This window comes from Bacillus infantis, from assembly GCF_008180445.1.
GTDB classification, from domain to species: Bacteria; Bacillota; Bacilli; order Bacillales; family Cytobacillaceae; genus Bacillus_AB; species Bacillus_AB infantis_B.
Genome location: NZ_VTER01000002.1, coordinates 227,706 through 250,004 on the forward strand (window position 1 = coordinate 227,706; position 22,299 = coordinate 250,004).

Genomic DNA, 22,299 nt, shown 5'->3' on the forward strand with positions numbered 1-22,299 from the left:
TATAGTAAAAGGTACAGGTCTTAGGATAGAGGCAAATAAAGAAGCTCGGGGAGATTTAATAGGCTATTTTGCTTAACTGTGAATCTTGGAAAGCACTTCAAGGTGCTTTTTTTAAGAGCAGTAAAAGTATTTCATGTATGTATGGGAGATTTGATTTATTTTTGAGGGAAAGTGTGTATCTGCAAAGTAAAAAAAGTATTTTTTTTGCGAGTGATTTTTCGATGTCTTCGAGTATTATATACAATTTTATAGCCTTGCTGAGTGGTTTATATGTTAGAGGAGGTTACTATGACACTAACTATTGTAAAAAAGTATTCTTTAGCACCGCATCAGGAAAATCTTTGGCGTTCGCACTTTTTATCTTCCAAACAAAATCATTTGAACATGTTTACTTCATGGCTTCTTCCAGCAACAGCCAATATTAATTCTATAAAGCTATCCTTCCAGCAGATTCATAATAAATATTCATTACTTAAAACTACGTACCATATAGAAGATGGTAAGCCAATGATGTTATTCCATGAAAATCAACCACTTGATTTTCAGGAAATAAACCTTTCTCACTTAGGTCTTGAAGAATTCAACAGCTATCTATGTAAAGAAGCTCATACACCTTTTAATTTAGAGGAAAGTATACTTAAAGTTAGAGTCTTTGAAAATTGCCTAAATCAAAGAATTCTTTTAATTAACATACACCATATCGCTATAGACGGAATCTCCATGATGGTAATTATGAAAGAATTAGGGAGTTTGTATGACCTATACTCAAAAGGTGAATTCCCTGATTTCCCCGTTCTGGACGATAAGTATTTTGAATTCGCAGCTAAGGAAAGGGAGCTATCCCTGGAAAACAAAGAGAGCCGGCATTATTGGAAGAAGAGACTCAAGGAAGGGAACGGGATTCATCCTGTAAATCTATCTTCCAAGGATATCAAACCTCATTCTTTTGAAGGGGAAACTATATATTTTTCTGTTGATAAAGAGCTTACACATACACTAAAGCAAACATCAAAGCAACTCGACACCAATTTATACAACATCCTTCTAGCAGCCTTCCAAATTTTATTACATAAATACTCCCAGCAAAAGCATATTTGGGTGGGTACTCCGTTCTTTAATAGAACTAGAAAAACAATTAAATCAGTGGGGTTTTACGCTAACACCATCTTTATAGACGGAATGTTCACCAATGAGTTATCCATAAGAGACTTAGTAAAACAGCTATCCGAAAAATTCGAAAGTAGTAAAAAACACCTGAATATATCCTACTCCAGCCTTTTAAAAATAATGCAGGAAAATAGAGCGGCTGAAACTCATGGCGGTCCCAATATAATGTTTAATTTCCCTAACTTGAGCAGCTTAACAAAGAATAACCTGGGTTCCGCTTTCCTTGGAGTTCCTGGTGAGAAAGGGAAATTTGGAACACTTGAATTTGAAGTGTATCCCTTAAAAAGAATGTTCACCCAATTTGAAATTGAATTTGATGGCATTGAATCCAAGGAGGGCATTTCTTTCCGCCTTCAATTTGATCCGACTAAATATGACCTGGATTTAATGAAACGATTTTCTGCACACTTTGTTCAAATCCTTAAAGGAATTACGAGCAGCGCAGACTCTAGTGTAGATGAGCTCCCATTGTTAAAAGAAAGCGAAATGGAGTATCAAATTAATAATCTGAATCCCAAGCTCCTTTTCAATAGTACAGACAAGCCAAACTTAATAAGTGTTATAGAAGAGCAAGCGCGATTAAACCCGAATGCTGTTGCAGTAACTGATGGGGAAAGGAACCTTACATTCAGAGAATTGTCAGAAACATCAAGCAGAATTTCAGGTAGCTTAATTGACCGAGGAATCCATCCAGAAGAAAAAATTGGACTCGCCATTAAAAATAGTATAGAGGCTGTATCTGGCATATTAGGGATACTAAAGGCAGGTGCTGTCTATGTACCTCTTGATCCTAATTATCCTAAAGAAAGAATTGAATATATGTTAGATGATGCATGTATCACAAGTATCATTACAGATGGATCTCTGGGTTTAAGTTTGCCAGAAACAAACTATATTTTCTTTAAGGATTTAGTTAATGGCCAAACACAAATCAGTGATATAAATCCTAAACAGCTCGCTTATATTATATATACTTCAGGTTCTACAGGCAGACCCAAGGGAGTTATGGTGACGCATGAAAATATATATTATTCTACTTTATCCAGGAATAATGTTTATTCGTTGAAAGAGAGCTGCCGGTTTCTTCTGCTGTCATCTATTTCTTTTGACAGCTCGATGGTAGGAATTTTTTGGACTTTAAGCATAGGTGGATCTGTGGTTCTTACTGACATGAAAAATCAGCTGGATGTACAGCACTTATTGGGATTAATAGAGAAGGAAAAAGTGACCCATTTGCTAAGTGTGCCTTCATTTATACAGATGCTGCTTAGTCAAGCTACACAAGAGCAACTAAGCAGCCTTGAATGTGCAATTGTAGCAGGTGAACCTTTTCCCAAAAGCTTACATGCCTATCAAAAAGAAAAGTTTCCCAACCTTTTTCTTTTTAATGAATACGGTCCTACTGAAGGAACTGTGTGGTCAAGTTATTATCAAGTTGATGAAAATTTCAACCATTCATCAGTCCCAATCGGCTATCCTTCTCCTCATGCAAATATATTTATACTTGATAAGCATCTTAATTTAATTCCGCAGGGAACTGAAGGCGAAATATATATAAGTGGGCAGGGAGTTACTAGAGGTTATAACAATCATCCTATACAAACAGCAGAAAAGTTCATACCAAGTCCATATGGAAATGGGGAAAGACTATATAAAACTGGTGACCTTGCAAGCTATAACGAGGATGGAAGTATCCATTTTCACGGCAGAGTGGATGGACAGGTTAAAATAAATGGTTTCCGCATTGAAGTTGGAGAAATAGAAGCAACGATTGAAGAAGAACAAGATGTAAAGAAGGCGGTCGTACTCCTGAAGAAAGAAAAGAATCTTCCAGCGAGATTATTCGCTTTCATAGCAGCTCCTAATGATTTCTCAGTAAATGAACTTAAGCGGAAATTAATCTCTCGCCTTCCTCACTATATGGTTCCTTCAAGTTATATCGTATTGCCTGAGCTTCCATTAACACCAAATGGAAAGATTAATACAAAACACTTATTAGAATTGAAGTTAGATTCAAATAAGAAAAAGCATCACATTATCCACCCAGTCACTGCTGAAGAGAAAATGCTCTGTAAAGTACTTGCTGAGATACTGCAGGAAGAAGTGAGTTTAAATGATAGCTTTTTCGAAATAGGTGGAGATTCTATCCTTGCTATACAACTATCATCAAAACTCATGGAAAAAGGTTGGGTATTAAAGCCAAAAGACATATTTGATAAGAAAACAATCCTGAATATTGCCAAGGCAATGAAGGTCAAGGAAAAGGGAAAAATTATAAAAGTCGCAGATGGCAATGAATTTCAGCTAACACCCATACAAAAATGGTTCTTTTCTCAGAATTTTTTATATCAGAACCACTGGAATCAAGCAGTCCGATTAAGAATTAGAAAAGATATTCCATATGTTTGGCTAGAAGAAGCTATTACATATCTTTTGAAGGTTCATCCATCGCTTAGATTGAGATTCTTTCAAAAAAACGGAAGCTGGATGCAAAAAATTGAGGAATCAAATGGATTCTCCTTCAAGCTAATACGAAGAGAAGTAAACTATCCTTCTAATTCAGAGAAGGAAATAAGCAGATTTTCTAATGAACTTCAAGCATCATTAAATATTCAAGATGGCCTGCTTTTTACTGCTGCCTATTTTGACTGTGAAGCTGAATCAGAAAATGAACTTATTATTATTGCACACCATTTGATAGTTGATATGGTTTCTTGGCAGATAATATTACAAGATTTAGACCATCTTATAGGACAAAAAATATCTGGAGAAAAATTTTTTTTACAAGATGAAGAGTTTAACTACTCAGATTGGTTTCATCATCTTATAGAACAGAACGTAGAACCTTACGATCAAGAAAAGGAACATTATGTAACGGCGTTAGATAGCATGAATAAAGGGAGTGAAGGGAGCAAAAAATCGGCGGTAGCAAAGCTTGAGAAAGAAAGTACCAGCACCCTTTTGAAGGATGTTCCAAAGTACTTTGAAACAAAGCCTAATGAAGTTATTCTTGCAGCCATTTGTTTATCCTTAAAAGGTATTAAAGGAATTAGAGACATTAAGATCGACCTGGAGGGGCATGGAAGAGAACCATTTAGTTCAGATATTGATTTATCTAGGACTGTTGGATGGTTTACCAATGTTTGTCCTATTTTGCTAGAGAGCGAATATATAGTAAATCCTGATAATCACTTATTGAAACATATTAAAAATAGACTCAGGGGTGTTCCGAATGGAGGAATAACCCATGCAATCGCTCGATGGTTAAACCAAAACGAAGAGACGCATAGGCATAATAGTCCCTTTAGCTATAACTATCTTGGAAAAATTGATCAAGCATTTTTTCGAGCAAAACATTTTTCCTTCCACAGTTATTTAAGCGACTCAGTTAGGAATCCTGAGGAAAAAAGAAGTTATCTGTTAGAATTCGAGCCTTATATTCTTAATGAACAATTATATATGAAGATAATTTATGGCCCGAGTTTTTCTGAGAATGGAATGACTAGTATGTGTGAAGATATATTAGAAAATATTAGAAAATTAATAATATTCTGTACTGAAACTGAGGAAATCGGCATGGTGGCAAGCGATTTTCCAAATGCAAACTTGGATCAGGGAGCTTTAGATAGATTCTTGCTTTCTTTAAAACAAAGTAACTAATAAGGAGCACCTGTATGGATTTAAAAAATATTGTAAATATCTATGAATGTTCTCCTTTACAAAAAGGAATGTTATTTCATACCGTTCATCAACCTGAATCTGATTTGTATATTGAACAGATTAGATTAACATTCACCGCTGCTCTCGATAAACAATTATTTCAAGAGGCTTGGGAAAGCACAATTGAACGTCACGATGCTCTTAGAACAACTTTTCATTGGAAAGGGACAGACATACCACTACAAGTGGTTCTCAAAAAGATTTCAGTTCCCTGGGTCGAAGAATCCTGGAAACTTCAAAAAGCAGAAGCTAAAGAACAACTGGATCTGACAGCCGGGAATATTCGCAAACAGCCTATTGATATTGAGAAAGGGCCACTCATGAAGTTTACATTAATAGAAATGAGTGATGGTCTAGAATTTATCTGGACTTTTCACCACCTTTTAATGGATGGGTGGTCTATGCCTATTGTTCTCAGAGATGTCCTTTACAATTATCAATCTCTCGTGGATAAGAAACCTGTTAGTGGCAAAACCCCCCCACAATATGGGGAGTATATATCCTGGTTGAAAAATCAAGATCTAAAAGAAGCTCTGAATTTTTTCAAACAAAAATATGAAGGGTTTACCGAACCTAGTTATTTAACAACAAAGGCAGTAAGCAATATACACATCATACAGAATCATTATAAAGATTTCTTTATAGATGAGCAGGAAAGAAAACAACTAGAGTCAATTGCCCGTACCCATAATGTAACTTTATTTTCTGTGTTACAAAGCATATGGGCTTTGTTAATCAATAGCAGGACCAATCAATCAGATGTGGTAATGGGAACAGTCATGTCAGGACGCAGACCAGAGGTCCCAAACTCAAATGAAATTGTGGGACCTTTCATTAACACATTGCCATTAAGAATTAAACTGAAAAGAAATAGCAGCCTGCTGGATATTATCCAACAGGTTCAAAAGGAGCAGACTGAACTGCTCCAATATGAATATACTCCTTTGTTTGAGGTACAAAAGGCGAGTGGTCTTAATGCTGATAAGCCACTATTTGACAATATAATTGTTTTCGAAAACTATCCCTTTGATCCTAAATTATTTCAAGACGGTAACTTATCGATCACAGCATTCCAAGTGGAGGAGAAATCTAACTTTCCAGTAAGCCTGGCAATCATCCCTCTCGAAGGAAAGTTGCTTCTGCGTCTGCATTTTTCTACTGATGCTATAGGGGAAGAAGAAGCAGATGAAATACTAAGCAGTGTTGCTCTATTGACAAAGCAGATGATTGATAATATTAATCGTCCGATTGATAGCTTGCAATTAAGAGCTGATACAGATATAGAAATATCTAAATGGGACTTATCTGATAGCTTTGAATCCTATGAACTCATACAAGCAATGACATTACACGAACAATTTGAAGAACAGGCAATAAAATACGGAGATAGAATTGCAGTGAATAGTGAACTTGATAACTATACATATAAAGAATTGAGTTATCATTCGAATCGATTAGCAGCGTATATACAATCCAAAGGATTTTCCGTTGGACAGCATATTGCGGTAATGATGGAAAAATCTTCTGATCTTATCATTGCAGTTCTAGGTATCTTAAAGGCGGGAGGAGTTTATGTTCCCGTTGATGAACAAATGCCGAAAGAACGAATCAACTATATTTTAAGAGATAGTGATGCAGCCTTTATAATTACTGGCAGAAGAAATACGATCCCTTTCTATGATGGGGTCCCCTGTATTTCTGTCTCAAGCCATGCAGAAGGAACTGAAGGGATAGAAAATCCGAAAGTTAGAGATAATCAAGCTGCTTATTTAATGTATACCTCAGGATCCACAGGGGAGCCCAAAGGTGTGACAGTAACACATAAAGCGGCATCTCTTCATTATCAGGCTTTCAAAAGTACATTTGAAATTAATGAAGCAGATAAGGTTCTTCAATTTGGAACAATTACTTTTGATCCGTCCCTGGAGCAAATCTTTCCTACGCTTTTTAGCGGAGGAGAAGTCTTTATTCGAGGTGAGCATTTATGGGATGCTCAAGAATTGGTAGACAAAGTCAATGAGTACGGCATTACCATCGGGAACCTCCCAACACCTTATTGGAATGAAGTAGTACAGTACTTTGAACTTACTGCTAAAACCATCTTTATGCCGTCTATGAGAATGCTTGCTGTCGGAGGAGACAAACTTTCTAAGATCCATGTTGAAAAGTGGAATATAGTCCATAGAGGTAAAACAGAGCTTTATAACTTCTATGGTCCAACAGAAATCGTGACAACTTGTACGTTCTATAAAGTGACAGAGGACTTGGCAGATACAGCAACTATTAGTATAGGTAAGCCGTTTACAACTAGAAGGGCTTATATCTTGGATAGTATGGATCGTGAAGTGCCAATCGGAAAACCGGGCGAGTTGTACATTGGCGGACCAATATTAGCAAATGGATATCACCTTAAACCTGCGCAAACAGCTGAACGATTTATACCAGACCCTTTCAGCCCTATTCCGGGTTCAAGGATGTATCGTACAGGGGATATAGTCGCTTCATCTCTATCTGGGGATATTCTCTTTCATGGCAGGAATGATGATCAACTAAAAATACGAGGTTATAGAGTCGAACTTGAAGAAATCGAAAGAGCACTGCTCTCCATAGCGGGAGTAAGTCAGGCAGTAGTTAAAGCCGAAAATATTTTGGAAAGAAAAACTCTTATTGCATATATAAGTTCAGAGAATTCTATGAAGCAGCAGCAAGTTAAAAGCATACTTTCAAAGTCACTACCTGAGTATATGATTCCTAAATCAATCGTTATCCTCGATAAATTGCCTATACTCACCAATGGAAAAGTTGATCTTCAGGCTCTTCCATTACCAAAACAGCCTGAAGATAAAAGTACTGCCACTAGTACTATTCCTAAAAATACTCTTCAGGAAAAGATGGTTTTAATCTGGAAGAGAGTTTTAGGGATTGATTATTTAGGTATTCAGGATAACTTTTTTGAACTTGGAGGGGATTCAATTTTAGCCCTCCAAATAACTTCACAAAGTCAGGAAGATAACATTCATCTCACTACAAAGGATATTTTTGAGCATCAAACAATAGAAGAAATATCCTATAATCTTCTTGAAAAAGAAAGAAATGAAGATCTCGATTTATTTCTGTCTAATATAGACGAATCAGATAATCAGCCATTCACACCTGTAATGAATTGGTTTTTTGAAAAGAACCTTTCTAATCCGCATCATTGGAATCAGTCGATTCTTATCAGTTCCAAAGAAGACCTCTCAGTTATTGAATTTAAACAAGCGTTAGAGCACGTAGTGAGAACACACCCTGTCTTTCAGGCAAGATATATTTTTAACAGTGAGAACTGGATGCAATTTTCGGATGATGGCCCGTCCTATAATTTTGAAGTAATTGACTTACAGGGAAATGATAAAAGCGATATAAAAGGTACAAAAATAATAGAAGCCCAATCTACACTAGATATCAGCAAGGGGCCTCTCATGAGGATTCTTTACTTCAGAAATAAGGGAGAAAACAAATTCGAGGTATTCCTAACGATTCATCATCTTATTATGGATGGGGTCTCCTGGAGAATAATATTAGAAGATTTACAAACTGCCTACTTGCAAATCTTAAATAACGAACAAGTAAAATTACAAACGGAGAACTTTTCTTTCAAGGATTGGGGACATTTTCTTAAGCGTTTTGCAAAAAGCGAAAAGCTCCTAGGTGAATATCCTTATTGGAAAAAAGCAGCAGAGGCAAGTATGTGTATACCTAGAGATTTTGAAACAGTAAGTGATGAACAAAATACTGAGCAAACCAAGAGTAAAAAGACATTTATTTTTACCGAACAGGAAACAGAATATCTCTTAACTGGAGTAAATAATCACTTAGGTGCCAAGATACAAGAAACCCTTATAACAAGTTTAATCGTTACTTTAAGAAATTGGACAGGAAATGAAAATGTCAAAATTGACCTGGAGGGGCATGGACGGGAGGAACTAATCAAAGGTATACACCTAAACCGTACTGTGGGCTGGTTTACTTCATTATATCCTTTCTATTTTCAAACAGATAAAAGCAAATCTTTGCTGCAGCTTTTAACTGATACCCTTATTCAAATTCGTGATATCCCGAATAACGGAATTGGATATGGACTATTAAAGTACTTTTCGGGCAGAACACTGCAAGAAGAAACCGCTGAGGTTAGTTTTAATTATTTAGGCCAATTCATGAATTCACATGGAAACGGAATTTTTGAAATAACAGCTAACAATGTTGATACCATTAGGGATCCAGAGTCTAAAAGAGCGTACTTAATTGATATTGAAGGAGCGGTGATTGAAGGGAAACTGTATTTGGACTGGTTATACAGTAACCGTATTCATACAGATCAAACGATTGATTTGCTCATCTCAGATTTCGTTTCAAATGTGAAGAGAATAATATCCTTAGCCAAGCAGTTTGAAAATTCATTAGTAAAGCCAAAAGCTTTTCCTAAAGTTAACCTGAGCGAAGAAGAGTGGGATCTTGTTACAGATTATTCTACTGATCTGGAAGATATTTATCCCTTATCGCCAGTACAAGAGGGCATGCTTTTCCACACGCTTTTGCACCCTGGTTCAGGGGTCTATGTGGAACAAATGGCGTTCCGAATATACGGTGATTTATCAGCAGAGGGGTTTTCGAAAGCGTGGAATCACGTTTTGGAATCCAACAGTATTCTTAGAGCAGACTTTCTTTGGGAAGGGTTTCAAAGGCCAATCCATGTAATTAACCCGATTAGCAAAGTCAAAGTTGAGTTCATGGATTGGACTGGAAGGGCTGCTGTAAATATAGAGGAAGAATTAAGGCTGTTAAGAGACAAGGAAAGATTAGAAGGGTTTAGTCCTGGAAAGGACCCTATGATAAAACTGAAACTAATCCTTCTTGACAATAACCTGCATTATTTTATATGGACCTACCATCACTTACTTCTTGATGGGTGGTCAATGCCAATGGTGATAAATCAGCTATCAGATTCTTATAATGCCTTTAATACCGGAAAAGAACTGAACAAGATTTCTACTCTATCTTTTGGTGATTTTTCTTACTGGCAAAGTAAACAAGACTTTTCAAGCGGCAGGGAATTCTGGCTTGAGAAATTAAATGATTACGAGAATAGGGCTATGCTGAATGGCAGCAGAACATCAGAGGAAAATATGAATAAAGAAATGAAATTTCAGGTCTCTAATATAATCTCCAAAAACCTGAAAGCTTTAGCTGCCAATAAAAAAACCACCCTTAATTCAGTGATTCAGTCTGGCTGGGCTTTGTTGCTGGGTACGCTCGGGAGAAAAGACCAAGTAATATTTGGATCCGTATTGTCCGGTCGCTCAGCTCCGATAGAGGGGATTGAGGGAATGGTTGGGATGTTCATCAATACTTTACCTGTTGGGATCAGGATTGAAAGGGAAAAGTCTGTAAGTGACTTTCTAATAGAAATGCATAATACCCAAAGGACAATAAATCAATTTGAACATACTCCGTTTATCAATGTAAAAGAGGCAATAGGATACAAACAGAAAGAACCTCTGTTTGATACTTGTCTAATCTTTGCAAATTTTCCTAATGTGCTTTCCTCGGAAGGAGAGGCACAACTGCTCGAGGGAGTTTCTATACAAAATGTGGAGATTACTGAACAAACAAATTTCCCTTTAACATTGTCCATTGTTCCAGGAGAAAGAATCTCTCTTGATATTAATTACAGCTGTTCACAATATAACGAAGAGGATATTAATTTATATTTAAAATTACTTGAAAAAATCCTGGTAGATATAGCTGCTAATCCAGACTGTAAATTGGATAAACTGATGGCTTCATTCAGCAGGTTTGCAGATGATTTGACAGAGACTGCCTCCCACCAAAAAAAAGAAACAAACAGAAGCAATTTAAACAATAGGAGAAGAAAGCCGGTAACACTCTAAATTAATCAGGAGGTACATGAATATGGCTAAAACGCTTAAGATGGAGCGAAAACCGAGACAATCCGTACAGGTAGATCAACCGCTGGTTATAAACAGCCTTTTGCAAGAGGGTAATCTTCTGCCATTGAAAATCACACCTGCTTCAGTAGAAGTAGAGCTTCTTAAATGGGCAAAAAATAATAGGGAGGAACTGAATAATTTACTGCTTAAGCATGGAGGGATACTTTTTAGAGGATTTAAGGTAGAAGACACAAAAGATTTTCATGCTTTTGTTCGAGAGGTAGCAGGAGAACTGCTTGAATATAAAGACCATGCGACTCCCAGAAGCCCTGTGAAAAATCAAATTTATACATCAACAGATTTTGCTGCAGACCAGTGGATAGAACTTCACAATGAAATGGCATATAGTCACGAATGGCCTATGAAAATATTTTTCTATTGTAACATTGCCTCTTCTAAAGGTGGAGAGACGCCAATTGCTGATAGCCGAAAGATTTACCAAAGAATTGATAAGGAAATTAAAAATAATTTTATTGAGAAACAGGTCATGTATGTCAGAAATTTAGGCCTTTCATTAGGCATGAAATGGCAAGACGTTTTTCAGACGAATGATAAAGAGGTAGTTGAAAAAGTCTGCAGTCAGAATGAAATTAAATGCATCTGGAAATCAGAAGATCATCTAAGATTAGAACAAATTCGCCCTGCTATAGCGGATCACCCAGTTACTGGAGAACCACTCTGGTTTAATCAAGTCACTGCTTTCAATATTTCCACTCTTAATAGTGAGGTCAGGGAAGAATTACTGAGACAATTCACAATGCAGGATGTGCCGAAAAATTCATTTTATGGTGACGGAACTGAGATTGAGCCTGAAGTGCTGGATCACATTCGTCAGGTTTACGAAGAGGAGACAAGAATGTTCCCTTGGAGGGAAGGCGATATATTGATGCTTGATAACATGCTCACAGCACATGGGCGCTCTCCGTATACAGGAGAGCGAAGAATTCTGGTCGGCATGACTGAATCTGCCAATTGGAAAACAGGAGGTGAATATTCGTGAAAACAATTGAAGGCTATTCATTGTCGAATCATCAAAAAAGAATCTGGAAATTACAAGAATTTAATGAAGATACTTTAATAAATCATTTATCTATACGGATAGAAGGAAGTATATCTATTCCAAAATTTGCTGAAAGCTTGACAAAATGTATAGAGGAACATGAAGCTCTCAGAACTTGTTTACAAGAGATGGAGGCAAGAGAGTATCCTCTTCAAGTAATAAAAGAACAAGGCTTATTTAGTTTCTCTAGTCCTTCTTCGTTGAATGGCGGTTCACTCTCAGATGATTTATCTGAGCACACCGCAATAGACAAATTAAAGTCTAAAAATGGACCAACCGTCCACTTCGAAATTAAAAATATCCAGCAAGAAGTTTATGAACTGGCTGCCTATGGATTGAGTATCTTTATAGACATTCGTTCTCTAGCTTCGATTATACAGCAGGCTTTCAGGCTCTATGAGGATGACAAGTATACTGCAAGTCATGAGAGCATCCAGTACATAGACTATAGTGAATGGCAAAATGAACTATTCCAAGACGAAGAATTTAAAATTGAAATGCCGCCCATCCAATCTGTCCTTCCATACGAAAAGCGAAATGAGCAATCTAATAGGGTGTACTCGGAACAAATCAGACAAAGATTAGAAGAGACTCTAGCATCCCGTATCAAATATCTTGGTAAAAGATACAATTTGAAGCCTTCTTCCTTAATCCTTTCAAGTTGGAAGGTACTTCTATCAAGATTATCTTGTTCCAACTTGCCGATTGGAATTATATCTGATGGAAGAGAGTACGAGGAGCTTAAGCAAAGTATAGGACAGTTTGAAAAGGTTCTACCTTTACAAATTGATTATTCAGGATTTACTTATATTGAGTATGCAGAAGAATGGAAAAAACAGGTAGATAATTACATTGATAAAGCTGAATATGTGAATCCATTAAAGTTTCTGGATACCCCCAAGCAGATGGTTCCATATCAAGTCCGATATGCAGAAATGGAAAGCTGGTCAGATATATTTAATGTATCCCTCATTGATTGGCAGTCTCATTCCGAAAATCACAAACTCCTTCTGACATTAATGCCTGATGATACAAGTTTTAATTTGATCCTTCAGTATAACGGGTTCTGCTATAGCCAGGAAGATGTCAACAAATTAATCAAACAATTTGTCCAATTCCTCGATGTTTGTGTTAGTGCTCCAGAGGAAAAACTTGAACATCTGCCAATCTTTACCCGAGACGATGAAAGGCAGATTCAGGATTGCTTAAATTCATCTTACTTTGAAAACTCTAAAAAGAATAAAGGCACGATCCTTCAAATTCTTGAGGAAAGTGCCAGACATTACTCTAATGAGCCAGCCTTAATAGATAACTCGAAGACACTGACTTATAAGGAACTATTTAGTAAATCAAACCGCCTAGCTCAGAATATTAAGCAATTTATAGATTTGGAAGATAGAGTTGCTGTATGTCTGCCAAGATCTGCCGATGCAGTTATTAGTATCTTAGCTATTCTAAAAGCTGGGGGATGCTTTGTTCCAATTGATGTAAAGTGGCCTATCAATCGTATAAAATATGCTATTAAAAATAGCGGCGCAAAATTAGTAATTACCAATCAAGCTGGATTTTCAGACGAGGATGTCAAAGTGCTTAATACAGAGGAAGAAAATTTTAATATTCAGCAGGATGATGATACTCCTTTGATGTCTCCCGTTCTGCCAGGGCAACTTGCCTATATTCTTTTCACGTCTGGTTCAACTGGTGTGCCGAAAGGCGTTGCTGTGCAGCACGATAGCTTGCTGAATTATCTGTTGTGGATTGACGAGGAATTTTTTGGTGAAGATTTAAAAATGCCTTTTATATCAGAGTTAGGATTTGATGCATTTTTAAAACAAATGTTTTATCCGCTGATGAGAGGTAAATGTGTGACCCTTTATTCAGAAGAAGAGGTATTAGAACCAACAAGTTTTCTTTCTAAGTTTATAGATTATGATTTAAATACTTTAAATATAGTGCCGTCTCTTTGGAATACACTAATTGAGGAATTACAAAAGAACGATCAAATTGCAGACACACTAAGAAAGCGGCTAACGCACCTGATGGTTGGGGGAGAAAAAATAAGCAATGCGCTGCTGAAAGCCACCTGGGAATCATTCCCGAATTTAAAAGTTATTAATCTGTACGGACCTACAGAAACAACTTCTAATGCGACATATTCTTATATTAAAAATGAACTGTTCGTGCCAATCGGTAAGCCTGTAAAAAATACAAAAGTTCTTGTCCTTAATCAAAATATGGAAAGAACGGCAATTGGTGAATCAGGTGAATTATATGTTGGAGGCGCGGGACTTGCCCGTGAGTATTTTAAAAATAAAAGGCTAACAGCAGAACAATTTGTGCCAGATCCATTCGAATCAGGACAAAGACTTTATAAAACTGGGGATACAGTCCGCCTGATGGCGAATGGAGAACTTGAATACATCAGAAGAAACGACGAACAGATAAAGATCAATGGTAAACGTATCGAACTGAACGAAGTGGAAGAAGTTTTACTTAGTCATCCTGGCGTAAAGGAGGCTGTTGTTATACCTCATATTATCGAAGATAAAACCCTTCTTGCTTTCTATACTGGGGGTGTAGGGGAAGGAGAGATACGAGAATTTTTACGTAAGTGGCTTCCAATCTATATGGTGCCTTCAAAGATAATTCTATTAAGTGAAATGCCACTGAATAGTAACGGAAAAACCGACAGAAAATTACTGCAGGCTTTTTATGAAAAAGCTGAAAACGCAAGATATGCTGCACCCCGAACTGAAATAGAGAAGGTTATATCTGGAATATGGGAAAGCGTTTTAAAAAGAAATCAGGTAGGAATAAATGATAATTTCTTTGAACTAGGCGGACATTCACTGAACGCTACTCAAATCATTTCCCGTCTTCGCAAAATATACGAACTCGAAATACCTGTTAGTATACTTTTTGAAACAGAGACTGTTGAAAAGCTATCTATAGGCATTAATAATATGTACCCTAATGAAGCCGCATATATAAGAGCTGTTTCTGCAGCTTATCTTAAAGCTAAACTAATGGCTATAGAAGAGGAAGAAAAGAATTGAAAGGAGGGCTAAATCTTGAATCTGGGAAAAGAACTTGAAATATTAAAAAGATTGAAGAGGGAGATGGGGTTAAAAGCTGAAAACAATATCCCGAAACGTGAGAATACAAGTGAATACCCTTTATCTTATGCCCAGGAAAGAATGTGGTTTGCTGAAGAGATGAATGCTTCAAGCGCGACTTATAATGTTCCACTAGCCATGAGAATATTAGGACCTATAAATATATTGAAATTAGAAGAAGCGTTAAACAGTATCGTTCAAAAGCATGAAGTCCTAAGGGCACATTATAAAAACGAACATGGAATGCCTCTTCAATCTATCACCCCTTATAGGGAAGTGAAAATTCCTGTGAATAACATAGAAGGGGCAACAGGGCAAGAAAAGGAAAGAAGAGCGAAGAAAGTGATTAACAAAGAAGCAGCAACTCCCTTTAACCTTGCTGAAGGACCGTTATTTAGAATAAAGCTTTACAAGATTTCTGAAGAAAATCATATTCTTCTTTTAGTTTTTCATCACATTGTATTTGATGGATGGTCTACAGGAATCCTTATGGAGGAATTTGTAACCTTTTATACTGAAGCGGAATGGTCTGAGAAGTTAGATATACAATATGCAGACTACGCACAGTGGCAACGTGATAGATTTGATAACGGGGAACTAGAAACTCAGTCAGCATATTGGAGAGAGCAGCTGGGAGATACTGTTACTACACTAATGCTCCCGACAGATAATATTGTCGATAAATTTAAAAGAGCACAGGGAAATATAAAAAGGTTTGAAATAGAAAAATCAATAATTACCGCTATTAAGGAGATATCAAAAAAGTACAAGGTTTCTTCCTTTACGATTTTTATAGCTGCCTACTATGTGTTTCTATATAAATACACGAACCAGAAGGAGCTAATTCTGGGAGTTCCCGTAGCTAATCGCCAGCATATGGATATTGAAAAACTAATCGGGTGTATAACAAATACAATTCCGCTGAAAGCTCTTATAGATACTCAGCAGGAGTCTATAGAATTTATCCAGGAAATCTCAGAAACAATTCGATTAGGACAGAATCATGAAGAATTTCCGTTTGATAAGCTAGTAGACCTGTTAAGTGCCGCTAGGGACCTGAATAGCAATCCGATTTTTCAGACAATGTTTGTTTACCAGCAAAAAGAAAAAGTATCGTTTCATTTGGATGGTTGTGATTTTCTTCCTTATGAAGTCGAAACACATACAAGCAAGTTTGATCTTTCCCTCTCAATACTCGATACACCTGATAGAATAGATGCTTTCTTCGAATACAGTACAGCTTTTGATGATTCAACTATTGATCGAATGATTACTAGTTATATTCTGATACTGTCGGAAATGGTTCAGAGCCCCAACAGGCACTTGGCTGAAATAAGTGCTGCTGCTGATTTGAATAAGAGTTCATTGGTTGAGAAACAAACCTTCTTTTCTAAGACAGGGAATATTCAAGGGAAATTTATTGAACAAGCAATGAAGTACCCCCACCAGACAGCTGTGATTTGCGGAGATGAGAGAATCACTTATGCTCAACTCGAACAACAAAGCAATAAATTAGCTAATTACCTTATAAAAAATGGAGTTCAAAATGAAGCAAAGGTTGCTTTGCATTTGGATCGGTCCATTCCTTACATAGTCAGTATACTGGCTGTTTTAAAAGCCGGGGGTATCTACATACCATTAGATCCGGAACAACCCGAAAGCAGACTACGATATATCATAAATGATTCAAAGTGTGACATTCTTCTCACCCAAACTAAATACAAAGGCAATTTGGATATTGGAGAAAAATGTAGATCGATTATTTGGGAAGAAGATCCTTGGAATATGGAAGGGAGTGCAGGATCACTCCTAGAAGTCCATCCAGACCAGGTAGCTTATATTATATACACGTCAGGATCAACGGGAAAACCTAAAGGTGTTTTAAATACCCATCATAATGTCAGGAGACTTTTCCATAGTGCTGAAGAGCATTTTACGTTTTTGGAGAGTGATGTATGGACACTCTTTCATTCGCTCGCATTTGATTTTACAGTTTGGGAAATCTGGGGAGCATTATTCTATGGAGGAAAACTAATAATAGTCCCTTCCAATGTGAGAAGAAACCCTAGTGAATTCAAAGAGTTGTTGATTCAACAAGACGTAACAGTTTTGAATCAAACTCCTTCGGCTTTTAAGGAGTTATTAAATGAATTTAAAAATACCCCAATTAAAACCAACTTAAAATACATCATATTTGGTGGTGAGGCATTAAGCTTTGATGATTTAACGAGCTGGTTTGAGATGTTTGGCGATAAGACACAGATTATTAATATGTATGGTATTACAGAGACTACTGTACATGTTACCTGGAGAGAGGTTAGTGCAAATGATACACGAAATGTTTCTAAGAGTTTAATAGGCACACCTTTAAATGATCTTAATATCAACATTTTAAATGAAGAATTTGAGCCCGTTCCTATTGGAGTAAAAGGGGAAATATATGTTAGCGGTGATGGCCTCGCGCACGGATATCACGAAAGGTATGCCTTAACTGCTGAACGCTTTGTCCCGAATCCTTTTACTGCAGATGGTGGCCGTCTATACCGTACCGGTGATGTTGGCAGATTTCTCCCAGGTGGAGATATTGAATATAGTGGCAGGATAGACGATCAGGTAAAGATAAAAGGGCACCGCATTGAACTCGGAGAAATTAAAAGCTTTATATCAAGTGTTCCTTCTGTAAGGGATTGCGAGTTAGCAGTCAAAATAAATAAAAATAATGAAAAGGAGCTTGCAGCTTTTATTGTCTTTAATGAGGGCAATGACCAAAAGGATCTTAAAGAATTAAGAAAGAGCTTGCTGCAAGGCCTTCCAAGATACATGTTTCCTGCACATTTACATTCAGTGGAGTCAATTCCGGTAACTGCGAACGGAAAAGCAGATAAAACTTCGCTGCTGAAGATTTGTGAAGAGAATGAAGCAGAAAGAGGTAAACAGCCAGTAACAAAAACAGAAAAGACACTCGCTGAAATTTGGCAGCAAGTATTGAACAAAGACCAGGTATACCTCCAAGATAACTTTTTTTCACTTGGCGGCGATAGTATTCGCTGTTTAAAAGTGATATCAAAGGCAGAGGAGTTAGGATACCTGCTTACATTGGAAGACCTATTTCAGAACCAAACCATTGAAGACCTTGTTAGTTTATTGTCAGAGCCAGGGCGAAATATAAACAGCCATTCTGCTTTAGAACCTTTTGCCCTTATTCCCATAAATCAACGAACTCACATACCTAAGGGAATAGAAGATGCTTATCCATTAGCAAAAGTTCAAGAGGGTATGTTCTTTCACATGGAGCAGTATCCAGACCAGCCTCTTTATCATAATATTGACAGCATCCTGCTTAAAGGAAAGTTTAATTACGCCTTGTTTATGGAAGCTGTGAGCATAATAACCAAAAATAACATTATGCTTCGCACATCCTTCGACTTAAGGAACTTTCTTGTCCCTGTACAACTGGTCCACTCTGAAGCCGAGCTTCCTGTCAAGTACATGGATATAAGGAATCTTAGTTATCAGGAACAAGAAGCAATTATTGACCAGTATGTGCAGCAGGAAAAAATGAATAGATTCGATTTGAGTAAACCTGGCTTGCTCCGCTTCTTTGTCCATCAGCGAACGGACGATACATTTCAGTTTAGCTTAACGGAGTGTCACCTTATCTTTGACGGGTGGAGTCTTACTTCAACATTGGCTGATATCTTCGAGACATATTTTCAATTACTTGAAGGAACGCATTTACAAAATGCGAGTAAGTTAGAAATTGATTATAAAGATTTTATTTTTCTTGAACGGAAAGCCATGGAGAGTGAAGAGCATATTCAATTCTGGAAGGGTTTCCTGGAAGAGTGCCAAGTACTAAACCTTCCTATCTTTGAAGAAAAAAGGAGACAAAAAACCCCTTTTAAGGTTCGTAGAAGAATTATAGAACTTTCACACTCTACCTCAAGAAACCTAAAAAAGATTTCTGAGGAATACAAGATGCCTGTCAAAAGCATTTTACTGGCATCACACATAAAAGCACTTCAATCCATAACAGGACAAAGTGATGTGCTAACAGGGATGGTCTCTAATGGGAGAATGGAGAAAAAAGACGGAGAAAAAGTGAAAGGCCTTTTTATTAATACACTGCCATTTAGACAACAAGTATCACCAGGGAGCTGGTTGGATCATATATCGGCAACTTTCGGGATAGAACAGAGGATTATGCCCTATAGAAGGTTGCCATTACCGGAAATCCAGCGACATATCAATCAAACTGCCCTTTTTGATACAGCCTTTAACTATGTGTACTTCCATTCGATGGAGCCGTTAATGACTTCAGATAAGATACAAGTCTTAGATTATAACAGTCATTCAGCAAATGATACCCACTTCAAGCTGATGGTCACTTTTTCGAATCACCCGCCAGATTATGAAATTCGTTTGACGCTTGCATATGATGAAAGTACTTTTACTGAGATGCAAATGGATATGATTGAAAGGATTTATCGCAATATTCTGGAGGCAATAGCGGAAAATCCAATTGTACAGCATACTGAACACTCTTACCTGCCAGAACAGATATATGAAAAAGTTATATCTGATTGGAACTCCAACCATGAGAAGTACGAGGATGAAGAACTGGGCCTTCATGAACTGATCCAAAATCAGGATGGCAGCAGATTGGCTTTAATAGAAGGTACAGAAGAATATAGTTATGAATGGTTAAACCAAGCTAGTGATAAAGTCGCTGCTTTCCTTCAGAGTAAAGACATTAGAAATAATTTAGTGGGAATCTATATGGACCGTTCAGCAGAAATGATAGCTGCGCTGGTTGGTATATTAAAGTCAGGTTGTGCTTATGTTCCATTAGATACGTCTTATCCTGAAGAAAGAATCAGGTATATGCTTACAGACTCAACAGTGGCAGCTACTCTTACCACACGAAAACGTTTGAAGGATCTGGAAGAGATGACTGACAATTGTATCAATGTTGAAGACGTCCTGAATGACTCTATATCACCTGTTAATCCGGAAAGGTCTGTCCCGGCCATCGCATACATGATATATACATCAGGATCGACCGGAAGACCAAAAGGAACGATAGTGGAACATCGCGGAGTTGTAAATCGGATACTATGGATGCAAAAACATTATGGGATTACCAAGGATGAAGTAGGGCTGCACAAAACTCCACTTAGCTTTGACTATTCTGTATTTGAAATATTCAGCACACTTTGCACTGGCGGAGCCTTAGTACTTGCCGGGCCAGAGGGCCATAAAGATAGCCGGTATCTTGCTGAACTAATTCAAACACACAAAGTTACTACTCTGTTCTTTGTGCCAACTATGCTGCAAGAATTTCTAAAGACACCTGAAGTGTCCGCAATAACTTCAATTAACAGAGTAATGTGCAGCGGGGAACCTTTAACTCCACAAGTAAAAAATGCATTTTATCAAATGTTTGATGCTAAGCTTTTCAACCAATACGGACCAACAGAAGCTTCAGTGGAGGTTACTTCTTTTTCCTGTACTAAAGAACAAGACATAATTCGAATTGGCAAGCCTATGGCCAATACAAAAATATACATCTTAGATCAAAACATGCAACCGGTTGGAATTGGCGCAGCAGCTGAAATCTATATCGGAGGAATTGGTTTAGCAGCTGCTTACCATGGAAAACGTGCATTGACAGCTGATAGTTTTATTCCTGATCCATATTCAATTAAAGGAGAGCGTTTATACAAAACTGGTGACATAGCCCGGTATACTCCTGATGGAGAAATTGAATATATAAGCCGGAAAGATAACCAAGTAAAAATGAGAGGTTTAAGAATAGAGCTAAGTGAAATCGAGTCGATCATAAGAGAGCAGAATGAATTTGAGGATGGGATCGTAACCTATCAGAAAGACGATCATTCTCCTGATGGAGTCTTGATAGCCTATATAATTCCTAAGAATAAAGATCAAATTACTGAAAATAATGCAAAAAAGATTATGAGAAAAGCACTGCCGCGGTATATGGTGCCTGAAAGAATTGTATTAATGGAAGAGCTGCCGGTTAATCCAAATGGAAAGCTTGATCGTAAAAAGCTTCCTATTCCGCTCTTGGAAAGAGAAGAACGAGACATTAAACCACCCTCAACTATCCTGGAAAGAAAGTTGGCTGCCATCTATCAACAGGTTCTCGGACTGGATCAAGTCGGCATCAATGAGGATTTCTTTGAGCTTGGCGGAAATTCTTTAAATGTTGTACACCTAATGGGCCAAGCGGAAAAGGTTCTGGGGCAAAAAATTCCAATTGATCTCATTTATGAAAAACCAACTATTCATGAGATTCTGGAAGAGATAGTAATGCAATCCACCATTATAGGTAAGGTTCATGCATTGGCAAAAGGGGAGCTCCATAGCATGCAAGGTGAATGGCTCACAGAATTAACAGAAAGAGGGGATACGATTTTCATTATTCCAGAAATGGAAGCAGTATATGCTACTTATCCAATTCCTCAAGCTTTAGATATTATAGAGGAAGTTGCATCAGAATATCGATTTATAGCTATTCAACCACCATCAATAGTAAGTGGTGCAGAAGAAAATATAGACAGAATGAACGAGCTTTCGAATGAGCATTGGTTACAACAGTTTGATCTGGAAAACTTGAAAATAACGGGCAAACTTTTCACTGAAGAGCTTAAAAAGCATCAGCCAAGAGGACCTTACAGAATATGCGCTCATTCAACAGGTCTACTGCTTGCCCTGGAGATTGCAAAACATCTTGAGGAAAGTGGAGAAGAACTCGATATCCTAGTATTCCCTAATATGGATACCGTTTCAGATACAGATTGTCCTAACAATGAAAAAGAGAAATTCATTGAAAGTTTATTGTCTTTCTCTAAAAATACACGAAATTTGTACGAACTGCCAGAAGGGGATATTTGGGAAATATTATGGGAGATTCTCTTACTGGAAAAGGTTATAAGTACAGAGGTTAGCCCTGAAGATCTATATAATATGTTCCTGCTCGAGAAGGCTAATATCAATCTTAAACAGCAATTCTGGAAGAGATGTTTTGATTATAAGGTCAAAGCGAATTTGCACGTGATATCTCCTGTTACCGTGGAACCTAGCTTATGGACAAGGATGACAGAGGGCGAGGTTGTAATTAACACCGCAGCAGAAAATGATACTGATCTATCAACTCCTCATATAAAGGCTTTTCTAAGCAGATTGAAAACATCCAATATAGAACTGATGAGGTGAGTTGAAG

5 protein-coding genes are annotated in these 22,299 nt (G+C 37.3%); all 5 read left to right on the forward strand.

Features of this window, described 5'->3' with window-relative positions:
* Positions 1-288 precede the first annotated feature (288 nt).
* From FZD51_RS03535 to FZD51_RS03555, 5 genes are read left to right on the forward strand one after another with little or no spacing between them, the layout of a single operon-like run.
* Positions 289-4,827 (forward strand): non-ribosomal peptide synthetase, encoded by a 4,539-nt coding sequence (locus FZD51_RS03535; RefSeq protein WP_187445615.1) that lies wholly within the window; start codon positions 289-291, stop codon positions 4,825-4,827.
* 14 nt (positions 4,828-4,841) lie between these two features.
* Positions 4,842-10,817: a non-ribosomal peptide synthetase gene (locus tag FZD51_RS03540; RefSeq protein ID WP_148973506.1), complete on the forward strand. Its 5,976-nt coding sequence runs from the start codon at positions 4,842-4,844 to the stop codon at positions 10,815-10,817.
* A 22-nt stretch (positions 10,818-10,839) separates the two neighbouring features.
* Positions 10,840-11,877, forward strand: coding sequence for a TauD/TfdA family dioxygenase (locus tag FZD51_RS03545; RefSeq protein ID WP_148973507.1), 1,038 nt, complete (start codon positions 10,840-10,842; stop codon positions 11,875-11,877).
* Positions 11,874-14,993, forward strand: a complete 3,120-nt coding sequence (locus tag FZD51_RS03550) for an amino acid adenylation domain-containing protein (protein WP_148973508.1) — start codon at positions 11,874-11,876, stop codon at positions 14,991-14,993. The genes FZD51_RS03545 and FZD51_RS03550 overlap by 4 nt, the downstream gene beginning before the upstream one ends.
* Before the next feature lie 15 nt (positions 14,994-15,008).
* On the forward strand, positions 15,009-22,292 hold the full coding sequence (locus FZD51_RS03555; RefSeq protein WP_148973509.1) for a non-ribosomal peptide synthetase: 7,284 nt from the start codon (positions 15,009-15,011) through the stop codon (positions 22,290-22,292).
* The last annotated feature ends 7 nt before the right edge of the window (positions 22,293-22,299 follow it).